Annotated in this window: 15 protein-coding genes; 8 read left to right on the top strand and 7 right to left on the bottom strand. The window is 59.2% G+C overall.

What is annotated here, in order from left to right; translation table 11 throughout:
* Positions 1–48 precede the first annotated feature (48 nt).
* The 4 genes from RCJ00_RS15685 (at position 49) to RCJ00_RS15670 (ending at position 7,319) form a co-directional block, all read left to right on the top strand.
* Complete coding sequence (locus RCJ00_RS15685) at positions 49–942, top strand: glucosamine inositolphosphorylceramide transferase family protein (protein ID WP_316223131.1); 894 nt, start codon at positions 49–51, stop codon at positions 940–942.
* A 700-nt stretch (positions 943–1,642) separates the two neighbouring features.
* A complete protein-coding gene (locus RCJ00_RS15680) occupies positions 1,643–2,488 on the top strand; it encodes an IclR family transcriptional regulator (RefSeq protein WP_316223130.1) in 846 nt (281 codons plus the stop codon).
* Between the two features lie 497 nt (positions 2,489–2,985).
* Positions 2,986–5,838, top strand: a complete 2,853-nt coding sequence (locus RCJ00_RS15675; RefSeq protein ID WP_316223129.1) for a TonB-dependent receptor — start codon at positions 2,986–2,988, stop codon at positions 5,836–5,838.
* A gap of 221 nt (positions 5,839–6,059) precedes the next feature.
* Positions 6,060–7,319: a DUF2264 domain-containing protein gene (locus RCJ00_RS15670; RefSeq protein WP_316223128.1), complete on the top strand. Its 1,260-nt coding sequence runs from the start codon at positions 6,060–6,062 to the stop codon at positions 7,317–7,319.
* A gap of 31 nt (positions 7,320–7,350) precedes the next feature.
* Here RCJ00_RS15670 and RCJ00_RS15665 read toward each other — a convergent pair whose 3' ends face one another.
* The 4 genes from RCJ00_RS15665 to RCJ00_RS15650 form a co-directional block, all read right to left on the bottom strand.
* Positions 7,351–8,568 carry a DUF4861 family protein gene (locus RCJ00_RS15665; RefSeq protein ID WP_316223127.1) on the bottom strand — a complete coding sequence of 406 codons (1,218 nt, stop codon included), beginning with the start codon at positions 8,566–8,568 and terminating at the stop codon, positions 7,351–7,353.
* 8 nt (positions 8,569–8,576) lie between these two features.
* Positions 8,577–9,764 carry a glycoside hydrolase family 88/105 protein gene (locus RCJ00_RS15660; protein WP_316223126.1) on the bottom strand — a complete coding sequence of 396 codons (1,188 nt, stop codon included), beginning with the start codon at positions 9,762–9,764 and terminating at the stop codon, positions 8,577–8,579.
* A gap of 67 nt (positions 9,765–9,831) precedes the next feature.
* On the bottom strand, positions 9,832–10,677 hold the full coding sequence (gene kduI, locus RCJ00_RS15655) for a 5-dehydro-4-deoxy-D-glucuronate isomerase (RefSeq protein WP_316223124.1): 846 nt from the start codon (positions 10,675–10,677) through the stop codon (positions 9,832–9,834).
* A gap of 1 nt (position 10,678) precedes the next feature.
* Complete coding sequence (locus tag RCJ00_RS15650; protein ID WP_316223122.1) at positions 10,679–11,203, bottom strand: heme-binding protein; 525 nt, start codon at positions 11,201–11,203, stop codon at positions 10,679–10,681.
* A 354-nt stretch (positions 11,204–11,557) separates the two neighbouring features.
* On the opposite strand from RCJ00_RS15650, the gene RCJ00_RS15645 reads away from it, so the two are divergent.
* Positions 11,558–11,848, top strand: coding sequence for a hypothetical protein (locus RCJ00_RS15645; protein WP_316223121.1), 291 nt, complete (start codon positions 11,558–11,560; stop codon positions 11,846–11,848).
* 9 nt (positions 11,849–11,857) lie between these two features.
* Here the strand turns inward: RCJ00_RS15645 and RCJ00_RS15640 are convergent, their stop codons facing one another.
* Positions 11,858–12,661, bottom strand: a complete 804-nt coding sequence (locus tag RCJ00_RS15640) for an IclR family transcriptional regulator (protein ID WP_316223120.1) — start codon at positions 12,659–12,661, stop codon at positions 11,858–11,860.
* A gap of 103 nt (positions 12,662–12,764) precedes the next feature.
* Here RCJ00_RS15640 and rhmD point away from each other — a divergent pair, with 103 nt between their 5' ends.
* The 3 genes from rhmD to RCJ00_RS15625 are packed head-to-tail and all read left to right on the top strand — an operon-like array spanning position 12,765 to position 15,620.
* On the top strand, positions 12,765–13,964 hold the full coding sequence (gene rhmD / locus RCJ00_RS15635) for an L-rhamnonate dehydratase (RefSeq protein ID WP_316223119.1): 1,200 nt from the start codon (positions 12,765–12,767) through the stop codon (positions 13,962–13,964).
* Between the two features lie 40 nt (positions 13,965–14,004).
* A complete protein-coding gene (locus tag RCJ00_RS15630) occupies positions 14,005–14,877 on the top strand; it encodes a 2,4-didehydro-3-deoxy-L-rhamnonate hydrolase (protein WP_316223118.1) in 873 nt (290 codons plus the stop codon).
* Entirely contained in the window at positions 14,874–15,620 is a 747-nt protein-coding gene (locus RCJ00_RS15625) for an SDR family NAD(P)-dependent oxidoreductase (RefSeq protein ID WP_316223117.1), read from the top strand. Before RCJ00_RS15630 ends, RCJ00_RS15625 begins: the two co-directional genes overlap by 4 nt.
* 120 nt (positions 15,621–15,740) lie before the next feature.
* Here RCJ00_RS15625 and rhaT read toward each other — a convergent pair whose 3' ends face one another.
* Complete coding sequence (gene rhaT / locus RCJ00_RS15620) at positions 15,741–16,805, bottom strand: L-rhamnose/proton symporter RhaT (protein WP_316223116.1); 1,065 nt, start codon at positions 16,803–16,805, stop codon at positions 15,741–15,743.
* Positions 16,806–16,814: 9 nt separating this feature from the next.
* Positions 16,815–17,693 (bottom strand): amidohydrolase family protein, encoded by an 879-nt coding sequence (locus RCJ00_RS15615; protein ID WP_316223115.1) that lies wholly within the window; start codon positions 17,691–17,693, stop codon positions 16,815–16,817.
* Positions 17,694–17,699 lie beyond the last annotated feature (6 nt).

Here is a 17,699-nt window from a genome sequence, read left to right as displayed (position 1 = left end):
CACCTACGCGTCCAGACCATTGCCGGCAACACACATGCGGAGGCGCCGGTGAAAACAGATCTGTGGCATGTCGGATTCCTGAACCGGCCTATAACCGATCTGATGGTCCCGGGCGCTTTGGCGAAATCAGCCATCACATGGCTGCCCCTGCCCGGCAGTTTTCAGTTCATAGCCGACCCCTTCGGCATCAAAACAGACGAAGGGCTCACTATATTCGTCGAATATTTCGATTACCGCATCAAACGTGGCGAAATTCACTATTACAGCTATGATACCACCGGCGCCCTGACGGCGAGGGGCGACGCCCTGGTCACCCCGTTCCACCTGTCATACCCCTATCTCATCCAGGATGACGGCGTGCTCTATATGCTGCCGGAAGCGCACAAGAGCGGCGTCTTGACGCTTTACAGATGCGATCATTTCCCCGATCGCTGGACGCCGGTAGCGACCCTGCTCGACGTGCCAGCCATAGATGCGACGGTCGTGCGGCATGATGGGCGCTGGTGGATGTTCTACGCCCTGCCCGGACCCGACGGACGCGCCATGCGGGAACTGCACATCGCCTACGCCGATGCCTTGATGGGGCCATGGCGACAGCATGCGGGCAATCCCGTTCGTATCGGCTACGAGTCCTCGCGGCCGGGCGGCAATGCCTTCGTTCATAACGGCAAGCTTCACCTCCCCATGCAGGACTGCGTCGCTCACTATGGCGCGGCCATGAACATCCTTAGGATCGACACCTTGACACCGGAGCGCTTCGACGCAGAACCGGTGGGACGCCTAACGGCCGAGGGTTTGATGGCGGGCTATACGGACGGAATCCATACCCTGGGCGGTTTTGGCAACACGACGTTCATCGACGTCAAACGCATCGAGACCTCGGCCAAGGCGCATTGGATAAAGCTGCAACACAAGCTCAATCGGGCCTTGGGTAAACGCTGAAATGAAAACGGGTAGTACATCTGCTGATGCACTACCCGTTTTCGATTGCATGTGACGCGACCGGTATGGCGTATCGAAGAGGTTGCGAACACTGTCGCCCTTGCTCCGATTGCCGGGTACGATTCTTCCCTCAAATTGGCGTGGTGCGATTATAATTTCGACCTGCGCATGTTTTCTATGCCACCGCTGACAATTTCCTGATAGCGGTATCATTGAATGTGTTATCGGTAACACCAGTTTATGAGTCGGTCAACCGGCAACAGTAAAAAGCCATGTTGCGTCTTGGCCAGCTAAACTCCTTAAGAATCCAGACCATTTACGGAGTAATCACGATAGAAACAGCTCACAACGCCACTATATCACGCATTCGTGTATGCTTGTCATTTGTCATACTATTGCGATTTAGAAATACAACTGCCGGAGACTGTTAGGGCGCCTTGCGATTTGGTTACGAATGCCACGCCATTATCGGTATAGGGCAGATAAATCAGGATAGAGGCGCCCTCGTCGACCGCCTTGTCGCAATAAAGGGTCGAACGCCTAGCTATAAAGTCCGAAGCCCCGTCATGGCCATGGAACATATTGCCCGGTGAAACGCTCCCTCTTGTCAAGCGTCGCCAAAATCACCTATACCCATAATAGGAACGGGCGTATTGTTTGCTGCCGTTCCTGACGTCCGCACCTTTAAACATCTGGCGACATGAAACACAATCCGGCTGAACTCGACGAACCGTCCCTCGACAGCGAAACCCAGTTTGGTGAACCTCAGACTGGCGACACCCAGGTCGCGTCGAAGGGCATGGCCGGCGCATTGACCCTTATGAAGGGGCTGGATGTGCTGACCCGGGTGTCCAAGGGCGACAATACGCTCGGCAAGATGGCCAAGTCGCTCGGCATCAACAAGACGACGGTTCACCGCTTGGCGACCACGCTGGTCGAAGCCAATTATCTCAACTTCTCGCAGCGCGACGGTTACAGCCTAGGCACCAAGCTGCTCGAACTCGGTTACGCCGCTTCGCAACAGATTACGCTCACGCGCGTAAGCCATGCCCACCTGATGCAATTGTCCGCCGATACTGGCGACACGGTCAATCTCGGCGTCATCGACCGCAATCAGGTCCACTACATCGACAAGATTCCCGGCACACGCCGCATCGAAGTCCGCTGTGTCATCGGCGAACGCCAGCCATTGCGCCACACGGGCCTGGGCAAGGCCCTGCTTCTGAACGAAAGCGAAGATACCCTGCGCGAAATCTATCAGCGCGAGGCGGCCGAATATCCGCGCTACAAGTATGACGTCAAGCAATGGCTCGACATCATGAAACATTACCGCGAAGAGGATTACGCGCTCGATCTCGATGAAAATGAGGATCATATCCGCTGCGTCGCCGCGCCCATCCGCGACATGAATGGTCGCATCGTAGCTGCCGTCAGCGTGTCGTCCGCCGCGCAGTACATGGACGACCAGCGCATCCAGACGGTCAAGGCCTATGTCCAGGAAACTTGCCTGCACATCAGCCAGGAGTTGGGCTACCGTCGCGCATAAACCTCGCTGAGGACGAATCGCGCCGGAAACACGCGCGCGCAATGCTATTTCAGATCATGAATTTTAGTTACCGCCGTGACGACGGCGCCGCGGCGCGTCGACCGTTCCGCATTCCGGTGCGAAATCGTTCCACATAACGGAACCCGAACGCAAAACGTTGCGAAAGTGGCACATAACTCTCATTCGAGGCGGATTTCAGCACCATTTTCGTTCCGATATATGTACAGACATGCCTATAAATGTTACGCATTGTCCCAAGACAGCCCGAAACGCGTTTTTTCGGCGGTCCATAAATATAAAAACCAAGGAAACAGGAAATGCTTGAACACTCAGCCAAGATGTCTCGTCCGTAAACTCTGCGCGTAAAGGCCGGGTATCAGGCCCGCCGTTTTTCACATCACATGCAATTCAATAACCGCGGGCTGTCCAAGCCCTGTGGCGGAGCGAGGCCCTATGCCTCACGCCATCTGAATGACTGACCTGGGGAGGTATACTCAATGAAGACCTATCTGTTAGCGACAACCATGCTGATCGGTTTGTCAGCGCCAATCGTAGCGCAGGCGCAGGCGGCCGCCGCACCGGCCCCAGACGCGCCGGCCCCAGAATCGGCACAGGCTCAAGAGCCAACCACCGTCGTCGTCACCGGCTTTCGGTCTTCGCTGCAAAAATCCATCAACCTGAAGAAGGAAGCCATTGTCGTTCGCGACTCGATCGTCGCCGAAGACATCGGCAAATTCCCGGAAGCCAACGTCGCCGAAGCCCTGCAACGCATTCCCGGCGTCTATATGAGCCGTGACGGCGCCTCGAACGAAGGCCAGCGCATTTCGATCCGTGGCCTGGGCTCGGAATATAATGTGACGACACTGAATGGTGCGCCGGTTCACGTCACCTCATCCTCTAATGTCGGCGGCTCGTCGCGCGACTTCAACTATGACGTTTTCGCCTCGGAACTATTCGGCCGCGTCGACTTCTACAAGACGCCTCTGGCTGAACTTGAAGAAGGGGGCATAGGTGGCGTGGTCGATTTGCAGACCCCACGCCCGTTCGACAACAAGAACCAGATCATCCGTTACGCGGCGTCGGCTTCGTACAACACGGCGTCGCAGCAGGTCGACCCCAACCTGTCTGTGCTCTATTCAAATACCTGGGGTGACTGGGGTTTTCTGATCGGCGCCGCCCATTCGACCAGCGTCAACATGAAGTCGGGCTTCGAAGCGACCGGCGGCTATAACAGCTCCTATCTCGCCAACCACGCTAATAGCCTGGGCAGCGGCCCATTCAGCTTCGCGCTTGACTTCAATGATCCGCGCGCCGCCGCTTCGCTGGCCAACCGCACGGCGATCGAGAACGCCTACCTGCCCCGCTTCTACCGCTATTACGGCGCCGAAAACACCCGCGACCGCGATGGCCTCGTCTCTTCGGTGCAGTACAAGCACGACAATCTGAATGTCAGCCTAGACATGCTGTACTCGCACCTTACAGACTCGCGCGACGAATTTACCTTCGGCCTGCCGATCCGTAATTCGCGCACCACCAACACGGCCGCCCAACCGGGCGCCTCTGGCCACAACGGTTTTGTACCCATCGCTGTCACCATCGACCCAAACGGCAACCTGCTCGAAGGCACGTTTGGCAACACCTCGTATCTGGGCGAAAGCTACTACTACAACGATGAAACCAAGTTCGGCTACATCGCGCTGAACGGCAAGTACGACCTCAGCAACACCTTGAGCCTCACCGGCCAGGTCAGTTCGAGCGAAAGCGTCGCCTATTATGACAACAAGCGGATCGTTTCGAACATCTACGGCGTCACCACCACCATCGACTGGGGCAGCGATCACGTCTATCCGGGCCTGACGGCGCAGGGCATCGACTTCACCGATCCATCGCGTTACCAGGACTTCTCGACCGCGCTCGACTGGAACCGTGAAATCGACCGCGAACGCACCGCCAAGCTGGTCGCCGATTGGGACTATGGCCTAGGCGGCTGGACCGGCCACCTGAAGGCTGGTTTGTCCTATGTCAGCACCACCAAGGAAAAGACCAAGCGTAACGGCACTTCGCTCGCCTCAGCCAAGCTGACCGCCGTGGGCGCGGCCGGCCTGCGTGCCGCCATGCTGCACAGCGTACCGCTCGATAACCTGGTGATCGGCGATAGCTACCCGAACGCCTGGGCGACCTTCTCACGTGACTATGTGAACAGAACTCTCGACCCCATTGGCGACGCGTTGGCCTCGCCCATCGACCTGTCGACCAGCTTCACCGCCGAAGAAAACATCGCAACGGCCTTCATCCAGTCCGACTTCACCGGCCAGGTTTTCGACCGCGAACTACGCGTCAATGCCGGGGTCCGTTATTCTGACACCAAGTCGGTGATCGACAACTACAAAAAAACGGGCACCGGTGGCACCTATCAGCCCAATCAGGAAAAGAGCGGCTACGACAATATCCTGCCGTCCATCAGCTTTGCCTACAATCTGCGTGACGATTTGATCTGGCGCGGGTCGTGGGGCAAGACGATTACCCGCGCCTCGCTGTCGTTGATCGCCGCCCAGACCGTCATCCCGAACATCTATAACCAGTATGCGACATCGGGTAATCCGGACCTGAAACCCCAGATATCGACCAACTGGGATACGGGACTGGAATGGTATTTCGGCCGCGGCTCCTTGGTCAGCGCCGGCTTCTTCAAGAAAAACCTGGTCGACACCACCGTATCCCAGACCACCCACGTGCCGTTCTCCAGCCTGGGCCTACCCGATACGTCGCTGGCCAATATCTTCTACGACGCGAACGGCCACGTCGATCCAAACCTCGATATTACGCTGGCGACCTATTACAATGCGGGCAAGATCGAACTGGACGGCTACGAACTGGCCTACCAGCAGCAATTCAGCTTCCTGCCCGCCCCTTGGGATGGCCTGGGCGCCTTGGCCAGCTACACACATGTCAATTCGTCGGGCTACGACTTCAAAACGACGGACGGCCGTACGCTCAATGTCAACACCATCCCGAAATATTCGTACAGCCTGACCGGCTACTACGAAAAGGGTCCGCTGGGCATCCGCCTGACCTATAACTACAAAGACAAAAACATCATTGAAACGTCTGCCAACGGTTCGGACCTGCAACGCTGGCACGCTGGCGCCGGCTATCTCGACGGCAATGTCAGCTACAAGCTGAATTCCTATGTCGAACTGCGCATCGACGCGCTGAACCTGGCCAACACGCTCGGCTACGACTATTTCGACGACGTGTCCGGCCGCTATGGCAACGGCAAGAAGACGCGCATGGATTACGCCAAATATGACGGACGGACCATCAAGTTCGGCATCCGTGGCCGGTTCTGACGCTAACCTATGTACCGCGTACCAGGCGGTGGAGTCTTCCCTAAGGCCTCCGCCGCGCCACCTCCCTGATTAGAATTGTCCTCACTTCACGGGCATGCGTCATCGGCGCATGCCTCTTTTTTTATCAGAATCGTATCTATAAATGGACACATCTTTCTATATACGATACGAATTTGACAATAACGGCCGTCAAGCCGCGCATACAGAGAGGGTGAATTGCGATGAAAAGACGTGAGTTCATGGGCGCCGTGATGGGCGCGGCCACGATTCCGGCCATGGCGGGCGCCGCCACCGCCGCAACGCGCGGGACGGCGGCCAACGCGGCAGACGACCGGGCCTATATGACCGGTCTCATGACCCAGATCGCGACGCCGGTACTGAGCAATATGTCGCAAGGCCAATTGCAGAAGAACTTCAAGCTGGAACTGTCACCAACCTGGGATGGCCGCCCCTCGGGCGTGGCCTATCTGGAATGTTTTGGTCGGCTGATGTCCGGCCTCGCGCCCTGGCTGAACCTGCCGGAAGACGCCACGCCCGAAGGCCGGTTGCGCAAGACCTTCACCGACCAGGCTCTTCAGTCTTATGTCCATTCGGTCGATCCCAAAAGCCCGGACTACCTGCTGTGGTCGAACGCGGGCCAGGCCCTGGTCGATTCCGCCTACTACACCAACGCCTTTCTGCGCGCGCCCAAGCTTTGGGACGGGCTGGACACCACGACAAAGGTGCGCATTGTCACCGAAATCAAGGGCCTGCGCCGCGTATCCCCGCCCTATACCAACTGGCTGTTGTTCGCCGCCATGAACGAAGCCTTCCTATTGTCGATCGGCGAGGACTGGGACCCGGTACGCCTCGACCTGGCCATCAAGAAGATGAACGAATGGTACGTCGGCGACGGCTGGGTGGCCGACGGCGTCCACTTTCACTACGACTATTACAATTCCTATGTCATTTACCCGATGATGGTCGAAATCCTGGAAGTGCTGGAACGCCTCAATCCGTCCTTCAACAACCTGAAACCCGCCGATCAGCACGCAATCTGGCTAAAGCGAATGCAGCGCTATGGCGAGCATCTGGAACGCATGATATCGCCGGAAGGCACCTATCCGCCGATCGGCCGTTCCATGACCTATCGTACCGCGGCCTTCCAGCCGCTCGGCCTGCTGGCATGGCGCAAGGCCTTGCCCGACAGCCTGCCGGAAGGCCAGGTGCGCGCCGCCCTGACCGCCGCCCAGAAACGCATTTTTGCCAATCCGAGCAATTTCAACGACGCTGGGTATCTGACCATCGGTTTCGCCGGGCACCAGCCGACGCTCGGTGACTGGTATTCCAACAACGGCAGCATGTATATCGTGTCGGAAAGCTTTCTGGCCCTTGGCCTGCCCGCGAACGACAGCTACTGGACAACGCCCGCCCTACCGTGGACGGCGAAAAAGGCCTTCGCGAACGAGACCTTCAAAAAGGACTACTACGTCGATTATTGACGCGTTTTTTGAAAGCGTGTGACGGCAACAGTCAGCGTGTCGAGACGACAAGCGGATGATTCAACTCGGCCACCGTAGCTTCCAGCCAGGCCTTGAAACCATCGAGGTCGCGTATGCCCGGCACGGCAGTTTTGCCTTCCTGCGTCCAGCGCGCGCCAAAACGATAATTGGCCTCGGTCCTGGATTTGAACTGCACGAACAGGGTCTGACCGTCATTGACGGCCGGGCCCGTGACATCGGCGCGACGATAGAAGACGGCGGTCCCGATTGGGTCCGGTCCATGCTCCTGCGGCCCCCAGGCGGCGATGTAGGTCCATTGGCCATCGGCATCCGAAGGCTCGATACGCTGATCCCCCGCGTGGAAGGTCAGGCCGGTGATCAATGGCGCGTCCACCTTCTCGGCGCGCACCGTTACTTCGGTGATCACCCGCCCCGCGGTGATGGCGTAGGTGGCGTGTATACGCCCCGCGCCGCCGCCGATCGCGTCGGCATCAACGCCGGCTATGGCCGTGACGGGTCCGTTGGCCAACACCTTGCCGGTAATGGTCGAAGGGCCGATCTGTGTCGCCTTTCCGTTACGCAGAAGGCCAATGCCGCCGACGCCGAGCGAGGGACCGACCTTGAAGATATCGCCGCCCCACGCCACCGGATACTGGTAGTCGTCGAAGCCATGACCGACGCTGGGGAAGATCATCCCCGTGCCGTATTTACCGAAGATATCGGTGACATTACGCTCGTCGAGATAGAGGCGGTAGGCTACCTTGTCCGACTCCCAGCCTATGCCTTCGAAGGCGATCAGGCCATCGTGGATGAAATGGTCCTTGGGCGAGGTGAACCGGTCGCGCAGATGAAACGTGCCACCCTTTATCGCCCCGCCCGTCGCGGGCGTGCCTTCCAGCTTGCCGCCGTCCTGGATATTGAGGGTAACAAGGACGCGGGGCGGCGCCGTGGGCGCGGCCTTCGGCATCAGGATCGCCTTGACCTGCTCCCTGGGATTAAGCGACAGGGTGAAGCGCACCTTGCCGGCGATCCATTGCGCCGGAAGAACAGTCTGACCGACCGTCACCGACCAGTCCTTATGCGGCTTGCGCCCCTTGGCGGGTGCGGGTGCAGGAACGGCGACCTCGACCCCTTCGTCGCTGCGCGCGACGTCAAGCGGGTTGGTCACGGTGATGTCCACGGTGGTTTTCTGGGCATTGGCAGAGACGGCCGTAAGGGCAAAGGTAGTGATCAGCAACAGGCGCTTCATGACGGTCCCTACTTTTTCCGGCTGCCGAGTTGGAGATCGGCCACGGCCGTACCCGCCATCAGGAAGGCGCCGACACCATAATATTGCGTGTCGTCATAGCTGACATTGTCGGGCTGATCGCCGATGGCCTGAACATAGCCCAGCTTTCCGTCCGGATGGACCGACCTGACCAGGGCTGCCCACCCTTTGCGGACGGCCGGTTCATATGCCTTGGCGTCGAGCAGACCGGCTTTGACGCCCCAGGCCAGACCGTAGACATAAAAGGCCGTGCCGCTCGATTCCGGCACCGATGTCGCCGGGTCAGCCAGCAGGGATGGCGACCAGTAGCCATCGGCCTTCTGGATCGAAACCAGCTTGGCGGCCATTTCCTTGAAGATGGTTTCCATGCGGCTTCGGTCGGCGCCCTGCGGCATCAACGGGATGATATGGGCCAGGCCCGCAAACACCCAACCATCGCCGCGCGACCAGAACACCTTCTCACCATGGGGGCCCCGTCGCTCGAAGAAGCGCGAGTCGCGATAATAGAGATGCTCCGTCTTGTCATAGAGGTAATCAGTCGCCGCCCAGAATTCCTTGACGGCATAGTCGCGATACTTGGCCTCACCGGTCTGGTTGGCCAGTTCGAGCCAGGTCGCCGGGGCCATGAACAGGGCATCGGCCCAGCACCAGCGCTGGCCGCAATCGACGCCGCGCGGATCGGTATATTCACGATGTTCCAGCCCGACAGTGGGCTGGAATTCCAGAATGGTGTCGTAGCTTTTACGCAAGGGCGCGATGGCGTCAGGCCCTGCGCCGTGCCGTGCCGCCCACAGATAGACCTGGCCTATAGCATGATCATCGGCGTGATAGAGCCGCTTGCCCAATTCCCAGTGATTGGCTTCGCCCCGTTGCAACACGACCTGCTTATACAACCCATTGTCGCTATGGTCGGCCAGGGCCGTCAGGCCGATGAACAAAGCCCCCTGGACCCAGTTTTTTGGGTCCGGCGTATCACCCGACGCATGGGCGGGCACAAGTCCGGCCGCGAGCGACGCGATTTGATAATCCGCCACCTTTTCAGTCAGGCGCATAACGTCGGCGGGTGTGTACGATACGGACGGCACAGCGGCGGCAGGCGGCGCAGCGTGAACCGGCAGTATCGGCGCGGTAAAACCGAGACCTAAGGTCAGCGCCAGAAGAAGGGGCTTATATTGCATGGGTATTTCCTCAGTCTTATTTTATGTACCTAAGGTCCAACGCAGCCAGAGGACGGCGGCCGCCGGCTCAGGCCAGTTGGCAGATATCCAGTTCATTAAAGTCGCCATAGTCAAGGTTTTCCCCGCCCATGGCCCATATAAAGGCGTAGCTTGATGTGCCAGCCCCCATATGGATCGACCAAGGCGGACAGATCACCGCCTCTTCGTTACCGACCACGATGGAGCGCGCCTTGTCCGGCTCGCCCATGAAATGGAACACACGCGCGTCGTCCTTCAGGTTGAAGTAAAAATAGGCTTCCGACCGCCGGTCGTGCAAATGGGGCGGCATGGTATTCCACACGCTGCCCGGCTTGAGAATGGTCAGGCCGAACAGCAGTTGTGCCGACGGGCAGGCATCCGGCGTCACCATCTGATAAATGGTCCGAGCGTTTGAGCTTGCTAACGCGCCGCGCTCGATTGGCACAGCGGTTTGCATCGAGAACATCTGGGTCGTGAAGCCACAGTGGGCGGGAGTCGAGGCCAGGTAAAATCGCGCGCCAGCCGTCTCCAGACTTTCGAATACGACCTCTTGCGCCCCTTGCGTGATGTACAGCCCGTCAAGCGGCTGAAGCGCGTAGGCGACCCCATCGACCGTGACCCGACCCGCGCCGGCGCCGACATTGACCAGGCCCATTTCGCGCCGATGCAGGAAGGGCTTGCCACGGTTCGATTCCGGCTCTTCATATACCGGCAGACGCACTGGCATCGTTTCCGGCATCGCCCCGCCGATGACCATGCGTTCCTGATGCAGATAGTTCAGCACCACCCGATCCGGTGAAAACAGGCCGTCGATCAGGTAGTTGTCGCACAGGTCGGCATTGCTGGCGCCGGCCATGACCGCCGGAGACGTCGCATAATAGGTCTTGCGGTACATTCTATTTCAATCCGATGGCCGGATATCTGGCGACTGCCGCCCGCGCGCAGGCATCGGCAACCTCATGCGGCACATCGGCCACCGCCAAGGCGCCAATCAACTTGCCACCGGTGTGCAAGGGAACCGATCCGGCGTGATCATTGTAGATGTCCTTATGCGCGTCGATCAGCGCCTTGAAAGCGGCATCACTCTTTTCGCGCAGTTCCATTTCGGCGCCCGGCTGATCGAAGGTAAAGGCAGTGAAAGCCTTTAACGGTGCGGCGACCGGCGGCTTGATTGCGCCATCGGCGCGCAGGGTGATCTTGACCACACCCTTGCCATCCACCACGCTGGCACTGGCCGGATAGCCTCGCGCCTGGCAATCGGCGATGGCGGCCTGGGCCAATTCCATTGCCTGGGTCAGGGCTATGCCGCCGTCGGTCGATGGCGAGCTTGCCGTTTGCGCGCACGCACCGCCTGCAACGGCCGCAGCGGCAAGCATGGCGACACTTCCATATTGCGAGGCCAGTGTGCTTAACCGCACCATTCGCGCCCTCCCTCACCCGTTGACATTGGCATGATCGTGCGTCTTGATCGACGCCTGTTAGGAAAATTCGTAACATATAACGACACGGCACGTCCATATAAAGATACGATTTTGGATGTGATAATGCGAATATGCAAAAATATGTTCCGATTTTCTTAGGAAAAATCCCACCGTTCCGATATTCGGAACGATTAAGGGTGCCGGTTACGTTTCAAGGGTAACAAACCGTCACACGGGAAGCCGCAGCGGAAACAAGCGCTTACGTCATTTTATTTACGCGCACGTCAAGATTGATGACTTATTTTATAATCGGCGTATTATGGGTTTCGGTTCCCTCATCAGGAGCGTAGTTCGATGCCCGAATTATCTTTGCCAACCGCCACGCGCACAGTGTCGCGCCCGCCATTTCATCCAAACGCCCTTGAGCCCGAAAGCCATTACCCGGGGGTATGGGATTGGACGCCGCGCGATGCGCCGGCCATCCTGCCGCTTCAGGCCAAGCGCCCCCTTGGTGGGTCGGAAGGCGTGCCGGACACGCAACCGGATACAGACGACCTGCTCAATATCGCCCTTACCGTCATTGCCGGCATCGGCATCACAGTGGCGATAACGAGTCTGGTTCGGTCCATCCTGCCGCGCCGCTGACCCTCACCCTTATCGACGCTCGCGCCAGCCGAACTCGCTGGAAATCGCCTGAACCGTATCCAGAACCTGGCGCTTCAGGATTTCCATGCGCGTGTCGTCCAGATACTGCGCCGCCGACGAAACGCTGATCGATCCAATGATTCGGCCGGCCGCGTCGCGAATGGGCGCCGCCACACAGCGGATGCGATCTTCATTTTCCTCGAGATCCAGCGCATATCCGGCGGCAGAATAGGCCTTCATGCGCTCCAACCATTCCGCCTCCGGAACGCGATAGGCCGGGAACTGCCTGGCCTCACGGGCATAGACCTCTTTCCACGCTTCCTCGGTTTCATCGAGAAGAAGCGCCTTGCCTATTCCCGTGGACCGCAAGGGCTGGCGCTCACCGATGCGCGATGAAATCTCGATGCGGCGCGAGCCCGAAATCTTGTCGAGGTACAATGCCTGATCCTTCTCCAGAATGCCGAGATGCACCGTGTCTCCGCTGTCGTGCGACAGTTGCAGCAGATAGTCGTGCGCCACGCGCGGCAGGCTCATATTGCGCGATGCCAGGTGCCCTAGTTCGAGCAGTCGCGGCCCCAGACTATAGCCGACGCGGGGCGTGAAATTGAGAAAGCGCTGCTCGACCAGGGTCGTGGCCAGGCGATGGGTCGTCGAGCGCGTCAAGCCAATCGCTTCGGACAGGTCGGGCAATGTCTTGGCCCCAGCGGCGATGGCCATCATGACATCAAGACCCCGCACCAGGGTCTGAGCGCCACCCAGAGTTTTGGCGACGGCCTCGTCAGACTCGTCGGACACATTCTCAATTGACGCCATTTGTTTCATTCTGTAGAACTCAAATCTAGATAATGGGACAATAACACGCTGTATTGTCTATGAACAGGGCTCCGGGATAAGCTTTATCCCAAATGGTGAGATTATGTCTAGATATCCAAAAATTAAACAGGTCCGCGCCTCGGTTATCAAGGGTGGTGAAGGCGGCGGTGGGGCCGATTATCACGATCAGGGCGAAGGCCACTGGATCGACAACCACATTGCGACCTCCATGGGCCGCTATCCGGAGTACCGCCAGAGCCGAAAATCCTTCGGCATCAATGTGCTGGGGACGCTGGTCGTCGAAATCGAATGTGAAGACGGCACGACCGGTTTCGCGGTGACCACCGGCGGCGAACCGGCGGCCTATATGGTCGAAAAACACTTCGCACGGTTCCTCGAAGGCCGTTCGCCCTTCGACTACGAAACCATCTGGGATCAGATGTACTTCGCCTCGCAATATTATGGCCGCAAGGGTATTGTGGTGAACGCCATTTCCGGCGTCGACCTGGCCCTGTGGGACTTGATGGGCCGCCTGCGCCAGGAACCGGTTTATCACATGCTGGGCGGCGCGGTGCGCAACGAATTGCAGTTCTACGCCACCGGCGCGCGTCCTGACCTGGCCAAGCAGATGGGCTTTATCGGCGGCAAGCTGCCCTTGCTGCACGGTCCGATCGAAGGCGACGAGGGCCTGAGGAAGAATGTCGAGCTGCTCGCCGACATGCGCAGCAAATGCGGCGACGATTTCTGGCTGATGTACGACTGCTGGATGGCGCTCGATGTGAACTACGCCACCAAGCTGGCCCATGCCTGTCATGAATATGGCCTGAAATGGATCGAAGAAGCCATTTCTCCGGACGATTACTGGGGCTATCAGCAGCTCAAGATGAATGTTCCCGCCGGCATGCTGGTCACCACCGGCGAACACGAAGCCACGCGCTGGGGCTTCCGCATGCTGATGGAGATGGACTGCTGCGACCTGATCCAGCCGGACGTCGGCTGGTGTGGGGGCGTGACCGAACTGCTGAAGATTTCCGCCATGGCCGATGCCAAGGGCATTATGGTCGTGCCGCATGGATCGTCCGTGTACAGCTATCATTTTGTCATCACGCGCCACAACTCACCGTTCGCCGAATTCCTTATGATGGCGCCCAAGGCCGATCGCGTCGCACCGATGTTCCATCCGCAGTTGCTGGGGGAACCGGTGCCGGAAAACGGCCGCCTCAATGTCAACATGCTGGATAAGCCCGGCTTCGGGGTCGAACTGAACCCGGACGTCAAGCTCTACCGCCCCTACACCCATTAAGACCTTCCCGGGTCTCAAAACTTACCAAAGGACTTCCCCCATGAAATTCTGCCGCTATGGCCCCAAGGGCCAGGAAAAACCCGGCGTCGTCGATGCCGACGGCAAGATCCGCGATCTGTCTGGCATCGTGTCCGACCTAACGCCGGAGACGGTGCGCCTGTCGCAACTGGCCAAGCTGACGGCGCTCGACATCGCCACGCTGCCGATCGTGGACAGGACGCCTCGCTACGGGGTACCGGTGAACCATATCGGTAAGATCATCGCCGTCGGTCTCAACTATGCCGACCATGCCGCCGAATCGAACCTGCCCGTGCCGCCGGAGCCAATCTTTTTCACCAAGGCGGTCACGTCGCTAAGCGGTCCCAATGATGATGTCATGAAGCCGCGCGACGCCACCAAGATGGATTGGGAAGTGGAACTGGGTCTCGTCATCGGCAAGACCTGCCGCTATGTCGAGGAATCCGAAGCCCTCAGCCATGTCGCCGGCTATGTGCTGGTCAATGACGTGTCGGAGCGCGCCTTTCAAAAGGAACGCGGCTCTCAATGGGTCAAGGGCAAGGGCTGCGACACCTTCTGCCCGACCGGCCCCTGGCTGGTGACGCCGGACGAAGTCGGCGATGTGCATAATCTCGACATGTTCCTCGACGTCAACGGCCAGCGTATGCAGACCGGCAATACCAAGACCCTCATCTTCAATGTTGCGCACTGCATCAGCTATATTTCGCGCTTCATCACGCTGCAACCTGGCGACCTCGTCATCACGGGTACCCCGCCAGGCGTTGGCGAAGGCAAGAAGCCCAACCCGATCTACCTCAATGCTGGCGACGTCATGACGCTCGGCATCGCCACCCTCGGCGAACAGCGGCAGACCGTCGTTCCGTTCAGCCTCGAAGGCCTGGAGATTATCGCGTGATCTATACCGACCGCTTCAAGGGCCGTACGGCCATTGTCACAGGTGCAGCGTCGGGTCTCGGCAAGGCCGCAGCAAAGCGCATTGTCGCCGAAGGCGGCGCCGTTGTCCTGTGGGACCTGAATGCCGAAGCGCTCGAAGCCGCCAAGGCGGAGATCGGGGCGGCCGGCGTCGTGGCGCTCGACGTTTCCGATCAGGCCGCCGTCGCGGCAGCGGCCAAGCAATCCGCCGAAATCCTCGGCAAGATCGATATCCTGATCAATTCGGCTGGCATCACCGGCGCCACCGTGCCGGTGTGGGAATTCCCGATCGATAGCTGGCTGAAGGTCATGGATATCAATCTCAACGGCCTGTTTTATTGCTGTCGCGAGGTCATCCCCTACATGCTGGACAGCGGCTACGGCCGCATCGTCAATGTCGCCTCCGTGGCCGGCAAGGAAGGCAATCCGAACGCCTCAGCCTATTCGGCCTCAAAGGCGGGCGTGATCGGCCTGACGAAAAGCCTGGGCAAGGAACTGGCCACCAAGGGTGTCATCGTGAATGCCCTGACACCGGCCACGTTCGAAAGTCCGATCCTGGCGCAATTGCCCCAGAGCCAGGTCGATTACATGCGCTCCAAGATCCCCATGGGCCGGCTGGGCGTGGTCGACGAATCCGCCGCCACGGTCTGCTTCATGGCGTCGGAAGAATGCTCATTTACCACCGCGTCGGTGTTCGATACGTCAGGCGGCCGAACCACCTACTAATCCGATCGGCACGCCCATTTACACGGTTTATGGATCGCTTTCCCTGATGATCCAGACTGAAGGCCCGGCAGGTATCCTGCCGGGCCCTTTTTCTCGGGAAACTTGTTGGGCAACTCGGCGTCAGCCGGCAAGGCCGGCCAGATAATTGCCGTAGCCGATGATGACGGTCGAGCCAACCAGGGCCAAGATGCCCAACCAGACCAGTCCCTGCGTATGGGCCGACGTACCCTTCCATTCCTTGAGCGCGAAGCCCCACAGGGTCGAGAACAGGATGATCGACGCCATGTGCAGGGTCCAGCTGGAGAAGCCGAAGCGGCCCATCTGGCTTTCGCCCATGGTGTAAAAGAAGAATTGGAAATACCACAGGGTGCCGCCTAAGGCGGCCAACAGATAATTAGTCAAAAGCGGAATTTTTTCCGCCGATGCACCAGGCCGGGCCTTGCCTAGCCATTCACCCGCCGAACGGTTCTTGATGATCAGATAGCCGCTCCACACCAGATTAGTAGCAAACCCGCCGATCAGCACGATGCAGATGACCGGCAAACCGGCCCATAGCACGCCCGTGCCGGCGGCCAGGCTGGCCTCCTTGATCGGGGTGCCGCGTTCCAGACCGAAGGCGAAGAAGGATGACATGACACCACAGAAGACAGCGACCATGAGTCCCTTACTGAGGTTGAATTCGCTCAAGCCTTCCTTTTCGCCGGGCAGTTCCTTTTCCTTGGCGTGACCGGCCAGGGCCACCACGACAATGGCCACCAGCACCACCGCGATGCCGATGAAGGTGTACAGGCTGCCAGGCTTGGCGGCGACATCGCCCAGGGTCCCGTTGACGAGCGGTGGCCCAAGCGTACCGATAACCGTGGTTAGGCCCAGCGCCACCGCCATGCCCAGCGACAGCCCCAGATAGCGCATGGTCAGGCCGAAGGTCAGCCCCCCCATGCCCCACAGCGCACCACAGCCGACGCAAGCCCAGATGACGGACGGCGCGGTCGAGCCGAGGACGGCAAACAGGTGCTCCGTACCGATCATCGCCCCGATCCATGGCGCTATGATCCATGAAAAGACGCCGCCGGTCAGCCAGAAGATTTCCCACGACCATAGCCGGATGCGTTTGTAAGGCACGTAGAAGCTGGCCGAGGAGAGCCCTCCCAGCCAGTGAAAAAAGACGCCCAATAACGGGTTCATTGGTGTTTCCTAAATCCTGTATAGACGTTCGGCATTCGCTGCGAACATGGCGTCCCGTTGGCTTTGGCTGAACTTTTCCGTCAGCTCGTCGTAGAATTTTAGGCTTTTCGCGTAGCTGTTGAACAGCTTGTCGGTTGGAAAATCGCTGGCGAACATAACACGGTCCGTCCCGAACATGTCTATCGCCTCGCGTACCAGCGGCCCCATGGTTTCCGGGCTCCAGTGCCGGTCGACAAAGCCCATGCCGGAGATCTTGACCGCCACGTGCGGCAATTGCGCCAATGTCTTCATGCCCGTGCGCCACTCGGTCTTATCGGCGTCAACCGGCATGCCCATGTGGTTGATCATCACGGGAATATCGGGATGACGCGCCGCCAGCGCGGCGGCCTGCCTCATCTGGCCAGGATAGATTTGCAAATCGAACGACAGGCCGTACTTGGCCAAAAGGGCGTAACCGCGCGCGAACCCATCGTCTTCCAGCAGGTTACGCGGCGTGTAAGTCCGTTGCGGGTCGACATGCCAGTTGATGATATGACGGATGCCACGCACATTTGGGCTCAGCATATGGGCGGCCAGCAGCGCTTCGACATCGGGGTCGTTGAGCGCAGCGAAGGCAATGATCGCTTGCGGGTAGCCGCCAGCATCGGCCAGGGACTGCAGCCACTGCGTTTCCGCCAAGGCGTCGTCAGCATGGGCACCGGCATCGATATGCACGACCTTTTCGACCTGAAAGCCCGCTGCATCGGCCAGGTAGTCGACCGGCAGGTATGTGTGCGCAATCGCCTCGACGCTGCCGTTGGGTCCGTCATCGGCAAAGGGCGGCATCAGCCACGGATAGCGCAACCGGTCCAGTTGCCACAGATGGATATGGGCATCGACGAAGCGCATGGCGCG

Source organism: Asticcacaulis aquihabitans (assembly GCF_032490435.1).
Classification (GTDB): Bacteria; Pseudomonadota; Alphaproteobacteria; order Caulobacterales; family Caulobacteraceae; genus Asticcacaulis.
This window is presented reverse-complemented; position numbering and strand designations above follow the sequence as displayed.